This window comes from Streptomyces sp. SAS_270, assembly GCF_052543295.1.
This window is the reverse complement of the sequence record NZ_JBMNDS010000073.1, coordinates 1-15839: the sequence shown is the minus strand read 5'-3', so window position 1 is coordinate 15839 and position 15839 is coordinate 1. Positions and strand designations below refer to the sequence as shown.

Sequence of the window (15839 nt, the reverse complement as noted above, 5' to 3'; positions counted from 1 at the left end):
GTCAGTACTCCACTTGCTGGCTGCGGCGGCGGATGACGGTGACCTCGTCGCGCTGGTTGCCGGTCGGGCCGTAGTAGTTGAAGGCGTAGGTGAACTGCGCGTAGCCGCCCGCGAGATGGGTGGGCTTGAGCAGCAGCCTCGTCAGGGAGTTGTGGATGCCACCGCGCTTGCCGCTGACCTCGGTCTTCGGCACGTTCACGTTGCGGTCCTGGGCGTGGTACATGTACACCGTGCCCTCGGGCATCCGGTGGGTGACCACCGCGCGGGCGGCGACCACGCCGTTGCGGTTGTACGCCTCGATCCACTCGTTGTCGCTCACGCCGATCTTCTCGGCGTCCTGCGTGGACATCCAGATCGTGGGTCCGCCGCGGGACAGGTCGAGCATGTACTTGTTGTCCTGGTAGTTCGAGTGGATGGACCACTTGGAGTGCGGGGTCAGATAGCGGACCGTGACCTCGGCGCGTCCACTCTCGTGCAACTGCTCGTCGCCGTAGTGCCGGGGCGTGTTCAACGGGGGCCGGTAGACGGGAAGTTGCTCGCCGAGTTCGGCCATCCAGTCGTGCTGGACGAAGAAGTGCTGGCGGCCGGTGAGGGTGTGCCAGGGCTTCTTGTGCTCGGTGTTGATGACGAAGGGGGAGTAGCGGCGGCCGCCGGTCTCCGAGCCCGACCACTCGTAGGAGGTGATCACCGAGCGGGGCTGGGTACGGGTGTCGGCGAACGTGATCCGTTCCGCCTCGCGTTCGGCGGAGAGCTCCACCAGGCCCTCGCTGCCGGTCTGCCTCTCGAGTTCCTTGAAGCCCTCGGTGGCCAGCCGTCCGTTGGTGGTGCCGGACAGGGCGAGGATCGCCTCGCACATGTGGGACGCGGTGGCGAGCGAGGGCCGTCCGGCGGCGACTCCGTCCCTGACGGTGCCGTTGCGGTGCCGGAGCTCGTCGATCTCCTGGTCAGGGTGGACGGTGACGCCCTTGGTGGTGGTGCCCAGGGTGTCCAGCAGCGGGCCCACGGCGCGCATCTTCTGCGCGATCGCGGCGTAATCCCGCTCGATGACCACCAGTTTCGGCATGGTCCGCCCGGGGACGGGTTCACACTCGCCGGTCTTCCAGTCCCGTACGACCCCGCCCGGCTGGGCGAGTTCGTCAGGGGTGTCGTGCAGCAGCGGTACCGCCAGGACGTCGGTGCGGGTGCTGAGGTGTTCGGCAGCGAGTTCGCTGAACCTGTCGGCGATGGTCAGGAAGGTGTCGTAGTCGGTACGGGCCTGCCAGGGCGGGGCGATGGCGGGGGTGAAGGCGTGCACGAAGGGGTGCATGTCCGTGGATGACAGGTCGTCCTTCTCGTACCAGGTGGCGGCCGGCAGGACGACGTCGGAGAGCAGGCTGGTGGAGGTCATCCGGAAGTCCATGGTGACGAGCAGGTCGAGCTTGCCCTCGGGTGCCTCCTCCCGCCACACCACGTCCTTCGGCCGGTGCTCGGGCGGGGTCTGTTCGGAGCGGACCGCCGCGTCCGTGCCCAGCAGGTGGCGCAGGAAGTACTCGTTGCCCTTGCCGGACGAGCCGAGCAGGTTGGCGCGCCACACAGTGAGGACACGCGGGAAGTTGGCCGGATCGTCGGGATCCTCGACCGCGAACCGCAGCCGCCCCGACTTCAGTTCGTCGACGACGTGCTCGGCGACCGGGCGCCCCGCCCGCGCGGCCTCGTCGGTGAGGTCGAGGGGGTTGCGGTTGAAGCCGGGGTGACCGGGCGTCCAGCCGAGCCGCACGGCTTGGGCCAGGCAGTCGGCGAACCCCTTGCCCTTGAACCGCCCTTCCCCTAGCGGGGAGGCCAGTTCGTCGGGCCCGAACGCCTCGTAGCGCCACTGGTCGGAGTTCAGGTACCAGTAGGAGGTGCCCGCCATGTGCCGGGTGGGCCGCTGCCAGTCGAAGGCGAACGACAAGTGCTGCTGGCCGGTGACCGGGCGGACCTTCTCCTGGCCGACGTAGTGGGCCCAGCCGCCGCCGTTGACGCCCTGACAGCCAGTCATCGTCGTCAGGGCCAGGAAGGCCCGGTAGATGGTGTCGGAGTGGAACCAGTGGTTGGTGCCGGCGCCCATCGCGATCATGGACCGGCCGTTGGTGCGCTCGGCGTTGCGGGCGAACTCCCGGGCGATCCGGGCCGCCTGCTCGGCCGGCACGGACGTGATCGTCTCCTGCCAGGCAGGGGTGTACGGCTCGGACGCGTCCTCGTAGGACGACGGCCAGCTGCCGGGGAGGCCGGGACGCCTCACCCCGTACTGGGCGAGCATCAGGTCGAAGACGGTGGTGACGAGTCGGCCGCCGACCCAGCGGACGGGAACGCCGCGCAGCATCACCGATCCGCCCTCGGTGGTCCCCTCGTCGAATCGGGGCAAGGCGACGGACGCGGTGTCCTCGGCCGACTCCAGCAGGCTCAGCTCGGGTACGACATCGCCCAGATCGAGATTCCAGCGGCCTCGCTCGGCGTCCCCCCACCGGAAGCCGAGCGAGCCGCCCGGGACCACGGGTTGGCCCGTGGCCCCGTCCAGGAGGACGGTCTTGGACTCGGCATGTTCCGTGTCGTGTCCGAGGTCGGCGGCGGTCAGGAACCCGTCGGGGACGAGACCGTGTTCGTCGTGCTCGCGCAGGGTCACCAGGAAGGGGGCGTCGGTGAACTTGCGCAGGTAGTCCTGGAAGTAGGGCACCTCGCGGTCGACGAGGAACTCGCGCAGGACGACGTGGCCCATGGCCATCGCCAGCGCGCCGTCGGTGCCCGGGTGCGGGGACAGCCACTCGTCGGCGTGCTTGACGTTGTCGGCGTAATCGGGGCTGACCGCGACGACCTTGGTGCCGTTGTAGCGGGTCTCGGTCAGGAAGTGCGCATCCGGGGTGCGGGTCACCGGGATGTTGGAACCCCACATGATCAGGTAGCCGGCGTTCCACCAGTCGGCCGCCTCGGGGACATCGGTCTGGTCGCCGAAGACCTGCGGCGAGGCGATCGGCAGGTCGGCGTACCAGTCGTAGAACGACAGCAGAGTGCCGCCGATCAGCGAGTGGAACCGGGCACCGGCCGCGAACGACGCCATCGACATCGCCGGAATCGGGGAGAAGCCCGCGACACGGTCGGGGCCGTACTCCTTCACTGTGTGCACCTGGGCGGCGGCGATCAGCTCGGACACCTCCTCCCAGTCGGCGCGCACCAGACCGCCCTTGCCGCGAGCCCGCTTGTACGCCCGCGCCTTCGCCGGGTCGGAGGTGATCTCGGCCCAGGCCGCCACCGGGTCGCCGAGCCGCTTGCGTGCCTCACGCCACAGCTTCAGCAACTCGCCCCGCACGTAGGGATATCGGACGCGGCTGGGCGAGTAGGTGTACCAGGAGAACGATGCTCCGCGCGGGCAGCCGCGCGGCTCGTACTCGGGGCAGTCGGCGCCGATCGAGGGGTAGTCGGTGGCCTGGTGCTCCCAGGTGATGATGCCGTCCTTGACATACACCATCCACGAACACGAGCCGGTGCAGTTCACACCGTGCGTGGAACGCACCACCTTGTCGTGAGCCCACCGGTCCCGGTAGAAGCCCTCCCACTTGCCGTCGTTCTCGCCGAACACGGCGCGCCCGTCAGCCGACACCTCGCTGCGGGTGAGCAGCCTGCGGGCGGCCAGGGGCCAGCCTTCCCCGGCACCTGACGCCTGACGCCGAGCGTTCTGATCGTTCTCCATGGCTGGGAACGCTAGGCGGTGACAACCTTGGTGTACCTGGGGCCGGCGGCCCCTGCCGGATGGCCTTCCGGCCCAGTCCGAGACGGCTGCAATAGGGACCAATGGCCCCGGTGCCGGGTCCGGTCGGCTGGGAGTCGGGCACGCCCGTCATGCACGCTGGGCAGCGATCGAACCGCAGATGCGCACCTGTCACGTACGACCGCGTCCCGCGCCTGACGGGCGGCCAATTCCCCCGTCCCTGGCTGCCGCAGGCGCAGCGCGTATGGCGCGTGTCGCCCGGTTCGATCACACGCGTCCGGCCGCCCCGCGCGGCCGGACGCGGCATCCGCCCCGGCACTTCGGATGCCTTTTCCCGACCGCATGGGCCTGCTGCTCCGGTCCGACCTGCTGGAGACACCGACATGAGCGAGTTGACCCTTGCCTCGAACACCGAGGACGCCACGGCCCTGCAATCAGCCGAGGCACACCACACCCGACCGGCGAGCTGGCCGGACGGGTGAAAATGCTGCTCACCGCCGTGGACCGCGACCCGAACGCCGCCGGGAAGATCCACGCCGGTCTCGTGGCCCTCTGCGACCGCTCGCTCCTGCCCCACGCCGCAGCCGAGGAAGCCGCGCTCTACCCCGCCGCCCACCGCATGCCCGAGGCCCGGCCCGCCTCCTCGTCGAGAGCCTGATCGGCGAACACCGCTGCCTCACCACGCTCGTCGGAGCCCTGCGAGCCGCACACGACCCGGCGGATACGGTCGGGCACGGCCTCGGCCCGGCGGTGGAGGCAGGCCAGGGGGCAGACGCGGGTGGGCTCCCAGATGAGGCTGAGGGCGGGGGAGGCCCTTCAGCGCGTGCTGCTCACGGCGACCCAGCGCGGGGTGCGAACCTCAATGCTGCACCAGGCCATGGAGTGGCCGGACCTGCGGGTGGCGATGGCCGGATCGCGGCAGGGGTGCTGCCCGTAGTTGCTGATCCGCTTCGGATACGGCCCGGACGGCGGCAGAACGCCCCGCGTGCGTGCATACGCTGTGCCTGGTCCCACAGCGGGGCCGGGGCCGGGGCCGGAGGCCCTGATCTGAGCATTGATGCGAGGACGATCCGAGGTCCGAACCGACGGACTGACTCGCACTGTCGGCTCGCGCCTTGTCCGCACGGAGGCGTCAAGGCCCCAGCGGTCGCTGCGGGTTGCCCCTCACAGTGTGCCGCACGCTCCCCAGAGCTCGCGTCCGGTGACCATCTCGGACTCGATCCGTACGAACGCCGCATCGTGCAGGGGCATCCAGGAGCTGGGGCCGGTCTGCGAGAGGCGTTCGTGCTCGTCGGGGTCGGTCACCACGGTGGCCCGTCCGGTGACGACCACGCTCCAGCCGGACTGGGTGGCAGCGTCGAACTCGTCCGCCTCGAAGGCGACCACGACGCCGTCGATGGCGTGTGCAAGGTTCGAGTCCGGCGAGGTGCACAGCAGGACGGAGGAGTCCGTGTCCAGGGAGAAGTTGATGGGGAGGACCGCGGGCAGGGCCTGCCGGGTGTACACCACGCGGCCGACCGGCACCTTGGTCAGCAGGCGCAGGCACTCCTGCCGGTCGAGTGCGCGAAAGGCGTCGTTCTGGGACATCAGTCCATGGAACCCATGGGCGCTGCGAGGGGGTAGGGCCGACCGGCCCTCCTTTGAGGGGTCCCGTCGGGAGCGCCGGCCGTGGCCGCTGCTTCGCGGGGGCCACGGCCCGCAACCCGGTGCTCGGGGTGGCGGGGGCGAGCAGGGACGGCCGGAGCCGAGCCCAGGGCCTGTCCGTCCGTCGATAGGGACCCATGGCCCATCCCGGCGGTGGCTCCGGATGCCGACAGTGGTTGCGGGACGCCGCCTGGCAGGCAAGGGGCCTGCTGTGCGCGTGCGATCCCGCTGGCGCTGTACCACCAGGCAAAGGAAAGGGACGGACAACATGGTCCAGTCGTTGAAGTCGAAGAGCGGGAGCTCGCCATCGGGTGCTCCGGTGTCCGGCCGGGCGTGGCTGATGCTGGCTCTGGCCACGGTCGGTTTCGCTGTGAACTTCTGGGCATGGGCGCTGCTGAGTCCCTTGGGCCCGCGGTTCAAGGACGGCCTCGACCTGTCGTCGTTCCAGCAGTCGCTGCTGGTGGCGGTGCCGGTCGTGGTCGGTTCCCTGGGCCGGATTCCGGTGGGCGCGCTGACCGACCGGTTCGGCGGCCGGATCATGTTCCCGATCGTGTCGGCGGTCACCATCGTGCCGGTGCTCTACCTCGGCCTGGCCGGGCACTCCTCACTGACGGCGCTGCTGATCGGCGGGTTCTTCCTCGGCATCGGAGGCACCGCCTTCGCCGTCGGCGTGCCCTTCGTCAACGCATGGTTCCCGCCCGAGCGGCGCGGCCTGGCCATCGGCGTCTTCGGCGCCGGCATGGGCGGCACTGCGATCAGCGCCCTGACCACCGTGAAGCTGGTCGCCGCGAACAGTATGAAGACCCCGTTCCTGATCACCGCCGCGGTCCTGGCCGCGTACGCCGTCGCCGCCGCACTGCTGCTGCGCGACGCACCCGGACGCACCGTGCCGACCGAGTCGCTGACCCGCCGCCTGGCCGCCACCGCCCGCCTCGGCATCACCTGGCAGGCGTCCGCGCTGTACGCGGTCGCGTTCGGCGGGTACGTGGCGTTCTCCGTGTACCTGCCCACCTACCTCAAGACCGGGTACGGCCTGACCCAGGCGGACGCCGCGAACCGCATGGCCGGGTTCGTGCTGCTGGCGGTCGCGATGCGCCCGATCGGCGGTTGGCTGTCGGACCGGGTGGGCCCGGTGCGGGTGTTGGCCGGCGCGCTGGCCGTGGTCGTGGCCGGAGCGGTCGTGCAGTCGTTCACCCCGGCACTGGCCCCGGTGGGCACCATCGCCTTCCTGGCCATGGCCGGCGCGCTCGGTGCGGGCAGCGGGGCGACCTTCGCCCTGGTGGCCCTGCGCACCCCGGCGAACCAGGTCGGCTCGGTCACCGGCGTGGTCGGCGCCGCGGGCGGGCTGGGAGGCTTCCTGCCGCCGCTGGTGATGGGCTCGCTGTACGGCGAGTACGGCTCGTACGCGGTCGGTCTTGTCCTCCTCGCGATCGTGGCCGCGGCGGCACTGGCCTTCACACTCACCGGTGTCCGCGCCGCAGGCGACAAGCGGAAGCCGCGCACCGGCGGTCGGCGCGAGTACCGCGCCGCCGACACCACCGCGTAAGGGCCAGCCGACGAAACCAAGAGGAACGAAGGACAGGGAGAAGACCGGTGTGCGAGTACTGCGGATGCCAGTCGCTGGCGTCGATCGACGAGCTGACCCGTGAGCACGACGAGGTGGTCCGCCTGATCAGCCACCTGCGCCCCGCCCACCAGGGGGGCGGAGCGGCCCGGATGGCGCAGGTCGCCCGGGAGATCGTGGCCGTGCTCGGCCCGCATACCCAGGTGGAGGAGCTCGGTCTGTTCCCGGCGCTGGCCGGGGACTTCCCCGAACAGATCGCCGCCCTGGAGGCCGAACACCGTCGCATCGAGTCGGTGCTCGACGAGGCCGCCGACCGCGCGACGCCCTCGGACCCGGCCTGGCCGGACCGTCTGATGGAGGCGATGGCCCTGCTGCGCGACCACATCCTCAAAGAGCAGGACGGCGTCTTCCCGGCCGCACTCGCGAACCTGAGCACCGAGGAGTGGGAAGCGGTCGAGGCTGCGCGCGCCGAGGCGGGCGGCACCCTGTCCCTGCCGGCCGCCTGACCGGGCCGCGCTCCCGTTCCCTTGAGAGCACACCGACCAGACCCCGCGCCCCCCACTCACGTCGAGTGGGGGGCGCGGGTGATAGCCGCCGGCATGCCTCGTGGAGCCCGGGTAACCGCCCCTGGGGCTCATGCCCCTCACGGTGCGCCGACGCCGTACGCCCACAGGGGCCGAACGACCCGACCCGACGGGCCGACCCTCCCCGCCGTGCCACTGGTCCGATCCGCCGGACCCGCCCTGCCTAGGACGGCACCACGGCGACAGGGCACCGGCAATGCTCCAGCAGGTCCCGGACGGTGCCGACCGAGCCGGAACGCCGTCCGACCACCACCAGTTCGGCGCCTTCCGAGGCATGGGCGAGGGCCTCCACCGGGGTGAACAACACTACGTCCGCCAGAACATCGACGTCCGGGTACTTCGCGCGCCACGGCCGCAGCACATCGGAAAGCAGCTGGACCTCGTGGTCCTCCCACTCGGCGCGGTCCTCCTCCAGGACGGGCAGGGGCGAAGCGGCTGTGTGCGCGGGCAGCTTCCAGGCGTACACAGCGTGCAGGCGGGCGCCGCGCAGCCGTGCCGCCTCGAATGCGAAGTCGAGCGCGCCGCCTGCCGGTCTGCGGACGTCGATGCCGACGGTCACGCCGGAGGAAGGGCGTGACGGACCATCCTCGGCCGACGTGCCGGGGACCAGGACCAACGGCCCGGGCGACGACGTAGCAAGGATCGCCGCCGTCGATCCCACAGTGATTCCGGCGTGACCGCCCTCGCCTCGCAGGCCGAGCACGAGCACTTCCGCGTCCTTGCCCACGGCGCGCAGAACCGGGGCCGGCGCTCCGGTGAGGCTGTCACCCCATGGCCGCAACGACGGGTGCCGTTCGATGAGTTCGGCCACCACGTGGTCCGTCACGGCCTCTGGATCGTATGGCCACTGTTCCACGGGATCCAACGAAGCCGGCGGCGACACATGCACCACCCGCAGTCGGAGTCCGCGCAGCAGCGCCTCGCGTGTGGCCCAGTCGGCCGCGGCACGGCTGTGTGCCGACCGGTCGACACCGATGATGATCATGCGTTGCATGGTGTGCCGCCTTCCGGGCCGTGGGCCTTCCACGCTGGCCTTGGATCCCCCGCCCGCGCAGGGGCCGAACGGACCCGGTTGGTGACCTGGCGGCCCATACCCGCCGGTAGACCACGGGACGACGCTGGGATCGAGGAGCAGGTCGAGCGCAGGAGGTGCGCATCATGCTTGTGCCCGTCATCGCCGGAGTCGACGGATCCGCCGAGAGCCTGGCCGCCGCGGAGTGGGCCGCTCACGAGGCGGTACGCCGCGACCGGCCGTTGCGGCTCGTGCACGCATGGAACTGGCACCCGCGCCAGGAAGACGGCGAAATGGTCACGGCCGCGCAGCGGCACCTCGCCCGCCGCTTCCTGCGCCAGGCGGAGGACCGCATCCGCCGCATCTGCCCCGAGGTCGGCATCGAGGACGAGCAGGTCGAGGGCCCCGCGACCGCCGCTCTCCTGAAGGCGGCCGAGCACGCCGACCTGCTCGTGCTGGGCTCACGCGGCCTGACCGGCTTCACCGGACTCCTGGTCGGCTCGGTCGCGCTGGGCGTGGTGGCACGGGCGACCCGGCCCGTCGTACTCGTCCGGGCCGGCGAGGAGGCCTGCGACGAGCACCTCCTCGCGGGTGACGGCAGCGCGTCCACCCGCACCGGATACCGCGACGTGGTCCTCGGTGTCGACCTCGACGACCCTTGCGATGAGGTCATCGAGTTCGCCTTCGAGGAGGCCCGGCTGCGCAGGGCACGCCTCAAGGTCGTCCACGCCTGGCACCAGCCCTCCCCGATCGGACTCGGCCCCGGCGACATCAACCTGGTGGAAGGCCCGCAGCGGGCCGAGGAGTGGCTCGGCTTCCTGACCGCCGTCCTGCAGGTGTGGCGCGAGAAGTATCCAGGAGTCGAGGTCGCCGAGACGGTGACCGAGGGCCGTGCGCAGTCCGTGCTGGTCCGAGCCGCCTGCGGGGCGAGTCTGCTCGTCGTCGGCCGACGCATCACGGAGCGGCCCGCCGGCCCGCGCACCGGCCCCGTCGCGCACGCCGCCATCCACCACGTCGGCTGCCCCGTGGCCGTCGTACCTCATGTCTGAGAGGCCATGATGAGCAAGCCGACGAAGTACGTGTACGAATTCGCCGAGGGCGGCCGGGACATGGCCGCCCTGCTCGGCGGCAAAGGAGCCGGACTCGCCGAGATGACAAGGATCGGCCTACCCGTTCCGCCCGGATTCACCGTCACCACCGACGCCTGCAAGGTCTACCTGGAGACGGGCGGGGAGCCACCCGAACTCGGCGTCGAGGCGGTCCAGGCTCTGGCCCGTCTCGAGCAGACCATGGGCCGCACCCTCGGCGCGCCCGACGACCCCCTGCTGGTGTCCGTGCGCTCGGGCGCCCGCTTCTCCATGCCCGGCATGATGGAGACCATCCTCGACATCGGGCTCAACGACCAGTCCGTCACCGGGCTCGCCAAGGCGTCCGGGCAGGAGAGGTTCGCCTGGGACTCCTACCGCCGACTCATCCAGATGTTCGGACACACCGTGATGGGCGTGGACGGTGACCTTTTCGAGCAGGCCATCGCCGAGCACAAGGCCCGGCGTGCGGTCGCCGACGACCACCTGCTCGACACCGCCGAACTCGCCCTGCTGACCGAGGAGTTCAAGGCCATCATCCGTAAGGAGACCGGCGAGGACTTCCCGCAGGACCCCGCAGACCAACTCTTCCGCGCCATCCTCGCGGTCTTCGACTCCTGGAACACCGAGCGCGCCCGCGTCTACCGCCACCGCGAACACATCCCCGCGGACCTCGGCACCGCCGTCAACGTCCAGGCGATGGTGTTCGGCAACCTGGGTTCCACCGTGACCTCTGAAAGCAGCGGCACCGGCGTCGCCTTTACCCGCGACCCCGCCACCGGCGAACGCGGCATGTACGGCGACTACCTGCCCGACGCGCAGGGCGAGGACGTCGTTGCCGGCGTGCGCGACGCCCTGCCCATCAGCGAGCTCAAGGCGCTCGACCCGCGCGCGTACGCCGAACTCTGCGACCACCTGCGCACGCTGGAGAGCCACTACCGCGACCTGTGCGACGTCGAGTTCACCGTCGAACGCGGCAAGCTGTGGATCCTGCAGACCCGGGTCGGCAAGCGCACCGCCGAGGCCGCCTTCCGTATAGCCCACGACCTGAGCCAGGAGCGGACCATCACGCCCGACGAGGCACTGACCCGCGTGGACGGCACGGAACTGACGCGGCTGATGTTCCCCCGCTTCGAGACCCGCTCCACCGATGTGCCTTTGGCCCACGGCGTGCCCGCTTCGCCGGGAGCGGCAGTGGGCGTTGCGGTCTTCGACTCCGCCGAGGCCGTACGCCGTGCTGCGGCCGGTGAGCACACGGTCCTCGTCCGCCGGGAGACGACCCCCGACGACCTGCCTGGCATGATCGCCGCGGAGGCGGTCCTGACCAGCAGGGGAGGCAAGACCAGCCATGCCGCCGTCGTCGCCCGGGGCATGGGCAAGGTGTGCGTGTGCGGGGCCGAGTCACTCGCCGTAGATCCGGTCGCCCGTCGGCTCACCACGGAATCAGGGGTGGTCGTGAGTGAGGGCGACACCGTCTCCGTCGACGGCACCGCGGGCACCGTACACCTCGGCGCGCTGCCGCTGACCGCATCGGACGTCGGACATGCACTGGAGACAGGTGTGAGCACCGGACCGCTCACCGAGGCGGTGCAGGGAGCACTCGCACACGCCGACTCCGTACGCCGCCTGGAGGTCCGCGCCAACGCCGACACACCGGAGGACGCCGCGCGCGCCCGCAGCCTCGGGGCGCAGGGCATCGGTCTGTGCCGCACCGAGCACATGTTCCTCGGCGAGCGCAGGGCCCTGGTCGAGGCGATGATCCTGGCCCGCGACAACACCACTCGCGAACGGGCCCTGGAGGCCCTGCTGCCGCTTCAGCGGGCGGACTTCACCGGCATTCTGAAGGCCATGGACGGGTTGCCGGTGACCATCCGACTCCTGGACCCGCCGCTGCACGAGTTCCTGCCCGACCGCACGGAGCTGGCCGTCCGGCTGGCGAGCGCCGCACATCCTGACGTCCATGACCGCGAACTGCTCGACGCCGTCGAGCGGATGCACGAGCAGAACCCGATGCTGGGCCTGCGCGGCGTGCGCCTCGGTCTAGCCGTGCCCGGCTTGATGGCGATGCAGGTGCGGGCCGTTGCCGAGGCCGTCGTTCAACGTCTGCGCGACGGCGGCCGACCATGCGCCGAGATCATGGTCCCACTCGTCGGCACCGTCGAGGAACTGCGCCTGGCCCGGGCAGAAGCGGAACGCGTCCTCGCGGAAGTCGCGGCCGAGACCGGCGAGGCCCTGGCCTGTCCGATCGGCACGATGATCGAGCTGCCCCGTGCGGCGCTCACCGCGGGCAGCATCGCCCGGTTCGCCGACTTCTTCTCCTTCGGCACCAACGACCTCACCCAGACGACCTGGGGCTTGTCCCGGGACGACGCGGAGGCGTCCTTCTTCCCGCTGTACCTGGAGAAGGAGGTCTTCGGGGTCTCGCCGTTCGAGACGATCGACCAGGAGGGCGTCGGACGCCTTGTCCAACTGGCCCTCGACGAGGGGCGCGCCGTCAATTCCCGCCTCGAGACGGGGGTGTGCGGCGAACACGGTGGTGACCCGGAGTCCATCCACTTCTTCCACCGTGCCGGCCTCGACTACGTCTCCTGCTCGCCCTTCAGGATCCCAGCGGCCCGACTGGAGGCCGGACGCGCGGCCCTGTCAGACACCATCGCGGCCGACGACAGCAGGTGATGACGATCGGTGGGAGCCTCAGCGCGCGGGACCATTCGGCCGCTGGCCACTGGCCAGCGGTCGGGCATCGTGCCCTGTCGAGGACCGTGCGCGATGGTTCGGTCGTTCACCGACGAGTTTCGGCGCGCCGGTCGGTCAACACCGGTACACAGAGACGTACGGAGGGCCTCATGGGCAAGGGCAAGGTGCGCTGGCATCTGATGATGTCGCTGGACGGGTTCGCGGCTGGTCCGGGCCACTCGATGGACTGGATGGCCGGGGTGAAGGCCGGTCGGGGCGTCGTCCAGGAGTCGATCGCCAGTCTGGGGGCCGTGCTCGGGGGTCGTAGTGGGTACGACGCGCTCGCTGAGCGGTATCCCGGCCGGGCGAGCAAGCAGCCGTACGGCGGAGCGTGGAGTGGTCCGGTGTTCGTACTGACACATCACCCTGAGGACGCGATTCCGGATCCCGGTGTCACGTTCCTCAACTGCGATGTGGCCGAGGCGGTCGAGATCGGGTTGGCCGCGGCGGAGGGCAAGGACCTGGAACTGCACAGCCAGGACATCGCCCGGCAGTGCGTGGAGCGCGACCTGATCGACGAGTTCCGCGTACATCTGGCGCCGGTCATGCTCGGCTCCGGAGTGCGGTTGTTCGACTGCCCCGGTATCGAGCCGGTCCGGTGGGCCCGGATTCACGACGGCGACCCCGCAGAGGCCGTGGACCTGCGATACCGGCGAGCTTGACAGCCTCGGGAAGGATCATGCCCGTTGGGATGGGGCCCCGCTGGTTGGAGCCGGGGCCCGCCCGGTTGGCGTGAGGAAGCCGGGCGGGCCCCGGAGTGTGGGAGCCGCGGGTCAGGCGGCGCCGCAGGAGGTGCCGTTGAGGCTGAAACCGGCGGGCTTGGCGAAGGTGCCGCCGTAAGTGCCCTGGAAGCCGAAGGACACCTGACCGCCGGGTGCGATCTGCGCGTTGTAGGCCAGGTTGCTTGCCGTGATCGCTCCCGACGACGGAGAAACGCCGGCCCCCCAGGCGCTGGTGATCTGCTGCCCGGCAGGCAGGGCGAATCCGAGCTTCCAGGCGTCGACAGCGGAGGAGCCGGTGTTGGTGACGGTGACGTCGGCCGTGAAGCCGCCCTGCCAGACGTTCGTCCCGTAGGCCACCTTGCAGGCCGTGGAGCCGCCCGGACCGCCACCGGTGTTGATCGTGGAGGAGAACGAGGTCACGGCGAGGCCTGCGCCGTTCTGCCAGGGCTCGAAGCCCGCCTGAATGCTGGTCAGGTACCAGCTGTTCTGCGCCAGCCCGCGGGAAACGGCTTGCCGGGCGAAGTCCATGACGTCGAAGTTCCAGCTGCTGATCGCCGACGGCGCGACGAAGGACAGCACGTCGTTGGTGCCGTTGTTTCCGGACCACACCTGCCACTGGCGTCCGGCCACGGTTGCGGTGCCGACCTGGGAGCCCACGGGCTGGACGGATCCGACCTTGTTGAACCAGATCATGATCTCGGTCCGGTTGACGCCGTCGGTGCGGGGTGTGGGGTCGAGCCAGATGTCGTACGCCGCGTCGTACACCGCGTTGCTGACGTAGTTGTAGGAAATGCTGGTGGGCGCGCCGGAGATGGTGCTGAGCTGGGCGGGCAGATTGGTTCCGGGGGAGCAGTTGGTGTAGTGGCAGCCGTTGAAGATGGACGGGTACGACTTCGGGGCGCCGTTCGTCGGGACCGAGCCGTCGGCCTGGGTGACCCTGAAGCCCGAGTCGGAGGTCGTGACGCACTGAGTCTGGCTGGTGTTCCAGCGGTTGTTCTGGACGACGTAGCGTCCCTGGACCGTGGCCGATCCGAAGGTCTCACAGATGGTGGTGTCGGCCTGTGCCGCCGGCGCGGTGGTCAGCAACGCGGCCAGCGAGACGAGCGCGGTGAGCAGCGCGCCGATCAGGCCACGTGCGTTGCGGGCATGGTGCGGTGACGGTCGCATGCGGATCCTCTCCGAAGGGGGTGGGGGAGTAGGAGTGGGAGCGCTCCCGTAGGCGGATCTGCGGGAGCGCTCCCATGCCTTCGGTTCGGCAGGGACTCTAGGAAGAGTGCATGTTCCTGACAAGGCTGCGGGCGAGAATCGATCGAAGCATTTTCGAAGGCCCAGTTCAGGACAGGGGGGAGAGCAGGTGGGGGATGGCCGAATGCGCGGGTCGTTCGTGCTTGATTTGGGAGCGCTCCCGAAACTCCTGTTCCCGCCGAAGGCGGTCAGGACGACTCGCGCACCACCAGCTCCGTACGGAGGATGACGTGCCGCCAGGCCACAGCCGGCTCGTCCATCTCCTCCAGGAGCAGCCGGACCATGGCCCGCCCGATCTCCTCCAGCGGCTGACGAACCGTGGTCAGACGCGGCTTGGTCTGCTCAGCCAACGGAAAGTCGTCGAAGCCGATCACGGCGACGTCCTCGGGCACGCGCCGTCCCGCCGCGCGCAACGCCTGCAGAGCACCCGCCGCCGTGGTGTCCGACGCCGCGACGACGCCGTCGATCTCCGGGTGCCGTTCGAGGAGTTCGGCCATGGCGCGGCGTCCGCTCTCCTCGGTGAAGTCGCTCTCGGCGACCCAGGACCGCTCGCCCTCCAGGCCCGCCATGGCCAAGGCCTCGTGATAGCCGCGCAACCGGCACTGGGCGACGTACATGTCGAGCGGTCCGGTGATGGTGGCGATCGCCCTACGGCCCCGTTTGAGCAGGTGGGACACGGCACTGCGGGCGCCGCCGACATTGTCCGCGTCGACGTAGCTGACGAACTCGTCGTTCGAGCGCCGCCCCAGCATGACGGTCGGCAACCCGGCCTCGGCGAGCATGTCCGGCAGATGATCGCCGGCGTGCACGGACACCAGCAACGCTCCGTCGACGCGGCCGCCGCGCGCGTACTCCAGGAAGCGCTGCCGTTCGGCGTCCGAACGGACCAGCGTCAGCAGCAGTTGCATCCCGGTGTCTGCCAGCGCGTCCGCGAGCGAGCGGACGATCTCGGAGAAGAAGGGCTCCGCGAACTGCCGCCAGTCCGGTTCCGTCAACACGAGGGCGACGGCGTCGGCCCGTCGGCCGGCCAGTGAGCGCGCGGCGAGATTGGGCACGTAGCCCAGTTCCTCGATGGCGCGCTGCACGGCCTGGCGCGTCGACTTCTTCACGCCGGTCGCGTTGTTGATGACGCGGGAGACCGTGCCTCGTCCCACTCCGGCGTGGGCAGCCACCTGCTCCAGCGTCGGCGCGCCAAGGCGTTGCCTCCCCATGACCACCTCCCCTGAGATCACCGATCTTACGGCGCGAGGGAACCGGGCACATGGCTTCTCCAGCGACGTCGCCGTACGGCTGAAAGGAGTAGTGCCGGAAGAGCCTGACCGGTCATGGCGGGAGGGGGGATTCGCGAGGCTTTGGCCGACGCCCTCGGTGAACTCGCGTCTCAGGGCGGCGACATGAGCGAGACGGCGACATGAACGAGTCGGCGACAGACGCGGCTGACTGGAACACCTCGCTCAGCCGGGCCAGATCCCGTCCACCCTTCAGGTGGGGGGGGGGGGGGGGGGGGGGGGGGGGGGGGGGGGGGG

General features: G+C 70.4%; 11 protein-coding genes and 1 pseudogene. 7 read left to right on the top strand and 5 right to left on the bottom strand.

Features of this window, described 5'->3' with window-relative positions; all coding sequences use genetic code 11:
• Position 1 precedes the first annotated feature (1 nt).
• A complete protein-coding gene (locus ACN6LB_RS35035) occupies positions 2–3703 on the bottom strand; it encodes a nitrate reductase subunit alpha (protein ID WP_445029361.1) in 3702 nt (1233 codons plus the stop codon).
• Between the two features lie 502 nt (positions 3704–4205).
• On the opposite strand from ACN6LB_RS35035, the gene ACN6LB_RS35030 reads away from it, so the two are divergent.
• Positions 4206–4379 carry a hypothetical protein gene (locus tag ACN6LB_RS35030; RefSeq protein WP_445029360.1) on the top strand — a complete coding sequence of 58 codons (174 nt, stop codon included), beginning with the start codon at positions 4206–4208 and terminating at the stop codon, positions 4377–4379.
• Positions 4380–4517: 138 nt separating this feature from the next.
• Positions 4518–4772: pseudogene (locus ACN6LB_RS35025) on the top strand (hypothetical protein); the annotation flags it as partial.
• Between the two features lie 113 nt (positions 4773–4885).
• Here the strand turns inward: ACN6LB_RS35025 and ACN6LB_RS35020 are convergent.
• On the bottom strand, positions 4886–5308 hold the full coding sequence (locus ACN6LB_RS35020; RefSeq protein ID WP_445029359.1) for a pyridoxamine 5'-phosphate oxidase family protein: 423 nt from the start codon (positions 5306–5308) through the stop codon (positions 4886–4888).
• Positions 5309–5705: 397 nt separating this feature from the next.
• Between ACN6LB_RS35020 and ACN6LB_RS35015 the strand changes: the two genes are divergently transcribed.
• Positions 5706–6911 carry an MFS transporter gene (locus tag ACN6LB_RS35015; protein ID WP_445029398.1) on the top strand — a complete coding sequence of 402 codons (1206 nt, stop codon included), beginning with the start codon at positions 5706–5708 and terminating at the stop codon, positions 6909–6911.
• A 47-nt stretch (positions 6912–6958) separates the two neighbouring features.
• The gene (locus ACN6LB_RS35010; RefSeq protein ID WP_445029358.1) at positions 6959–7435 is read left to right on the top strand and encodes a hemerythrin domain-containing protein; all 477 of its coding nucleotides are present in this window, start codon (positions 6959–6961) and stop codon (positions 7433–7435) included.
• Positions 7436–7676: 241 nt separating this feature from the next.
• On the opposite strand, the gene ACN6LB_RS35005 is transcribed toward ACN6LB_RS35010, so the two are convergent.
• The gene (locus tag ACN6LB_RS35005; protein WP_445029357.1) at positions 7677–8498 is read right to left on the bottom strand and encodes a universal stress protein; all 822 of its coding nucleotides are present in this window, start codon (positions 8496–8498) and stop codon (positions 7677–7679) included.
• Between the two features lie 173 nt (positions 8499–8671).
• Between ACN6LB_RS35005 and ACN6LB_RS35000 the strand changes: the two genes are divergently transcribed.
• From ACN6LB_RS35000 to ACN6LB_RS34990, 3 genes are all read left to right on the top strand, one after another.
• Positions 8672–9574, top strand: a complete 903-nt coding sequence (locus tag ACN6LB_RS35000) for a universal stress protein (RefSeq protein WP_445029356.1) — start codon at positions 8672–8674, stop codon at positions 9572–9574.
• A 9-nt stretch (positions 9575–9583) separates the two neighbouring features.
• Entirely contained in the window at positions 9584–12286 is a 2703-nt protein-coding gene (gene ppdK / locus ACN6LB_RS34995) for a pyruvate, phosphate dikinase (RefSeq protein ID WP_445029355.1), read from the top strand.
• 170 nt (positions 12287–12456) lie between these two features.
• Entirely contained in the window at positions 12457–13008 is a 552-nt protein-coding gene (locus tag ACN6LB_RS34990; protein ID WP_445029354.1) for a dihydrofolate reductase family protein, read from the top strand.
• Positions 13009–13119: 111 nt separating this feature from the next.
• Here the strand turns inward: ACN6LB_RS34990 and ACN6LB_RS34985 are convergent, their stop codons facing one another.
• Together ACN6LB_RS34985 and ACN6LB_RS34980 are read right to left on the bottom strand one after the other, a co-directional pair.
• A complete protein-coding gene (locus tag ACN6LB_RS34985) occupies positions 13120–14235 on the bottom strand; it encodes a GH12 family glycosyl hydrolase domain-containing protein (RefSeq protein ID WP_445029353.1) in 1116 nt (371 codons plus the stop codon).
• 266 nt (positions 14236–14501) lie between these two features.
• A complete protein-coding gene (locus tag ACN6LB_RS34980) occupies positions 14502–15524 on the bottom strand; it encodes a LacI family DNA-binding transcriptional regulator (RefSeq protein ID WP_445029352.1) in 1023 nt (340 codons plus the stop codon).
• Positions 15525–15839 lie beyond the last annotated feature (315 nt).

Excerpts from the sequence above, each read along its gene's own strand:
- ACN6LB_RS35035 (WP_445029361.1), bottom strand. The coding sequence starts at position 3,703 with ATGGAGAACGATCAGAACGCTCGGCGTCAGGCGTCAGGTGCCGGGGAA.
- ACN6LB_RS35030 (WP_445029360.1), top strand. The coding sequence starts at position 4,206 with ATGCTGCTCACCGCCGTGGACCGCGACCCGAACGCCGCCGGGAAGATC.
- ACN6LB_RS35020 (WP_445029359.1), bottom strand. The coding sequence starts at position 5,308 with ATGTCCCAGAACGACGCCTTTCGCGCACTCGACCGGCAGGAGTGCCTG.
- ACN6LB_RS35015 (WP_445029398.1), top strand. The coding sequence starts at position 5,706 with ATGCTGGCTCTGGCCACGGTCGGTTTCGCTGTGAACTTCTGGGCATGG.
- ACN6LB_RS35005 (WP_445029357.1), bottom strand. The coding sequence starts at position 8,498 with ATGATCATCATCGGTGTCGACCGGTCGGCACACAGCCGTGCCGCGGCC.
- ACN6LB_RS35000 (WP_445029356.1), top strand. The coding sequence starts at position 8,672 with ATGCTTGTGCCCGTCATCGCCGGAGTCGACGGATCCGCCGAGAGCCTG.
- ppdK (WP_445029355.1), top strand. The coding sequence starts at position 9,584 with ATGAGCAAGCCGACGAAGTACGTGTACGAATTCGCCGAGGGCGGCCGG.
- ACN6LB_RS34990 (WP_445029354.1), top strand. The coding sequence starts at position 12,457 with ATGGGCAAGGGCAAGGTGCGCTGGCATCTGATGATGTCGCTGGACGGG.
- ACN6LB_RS34985 (WP_445029353.1), bottom strand. The coding sequence starts at position 14,235 with ATGCGACCGTCACCGCACCATGCCCGCAACGCACGTGGCCTGATCGGC.
- ACN6LB_RS34980 (WP_445029352.1), bottom strand. The coding sequence starts at position 15,524 with ATGGGGAGGCAACGCCTTGGCGCGCCGACGCTGGAGCAGGTGGCTGCC.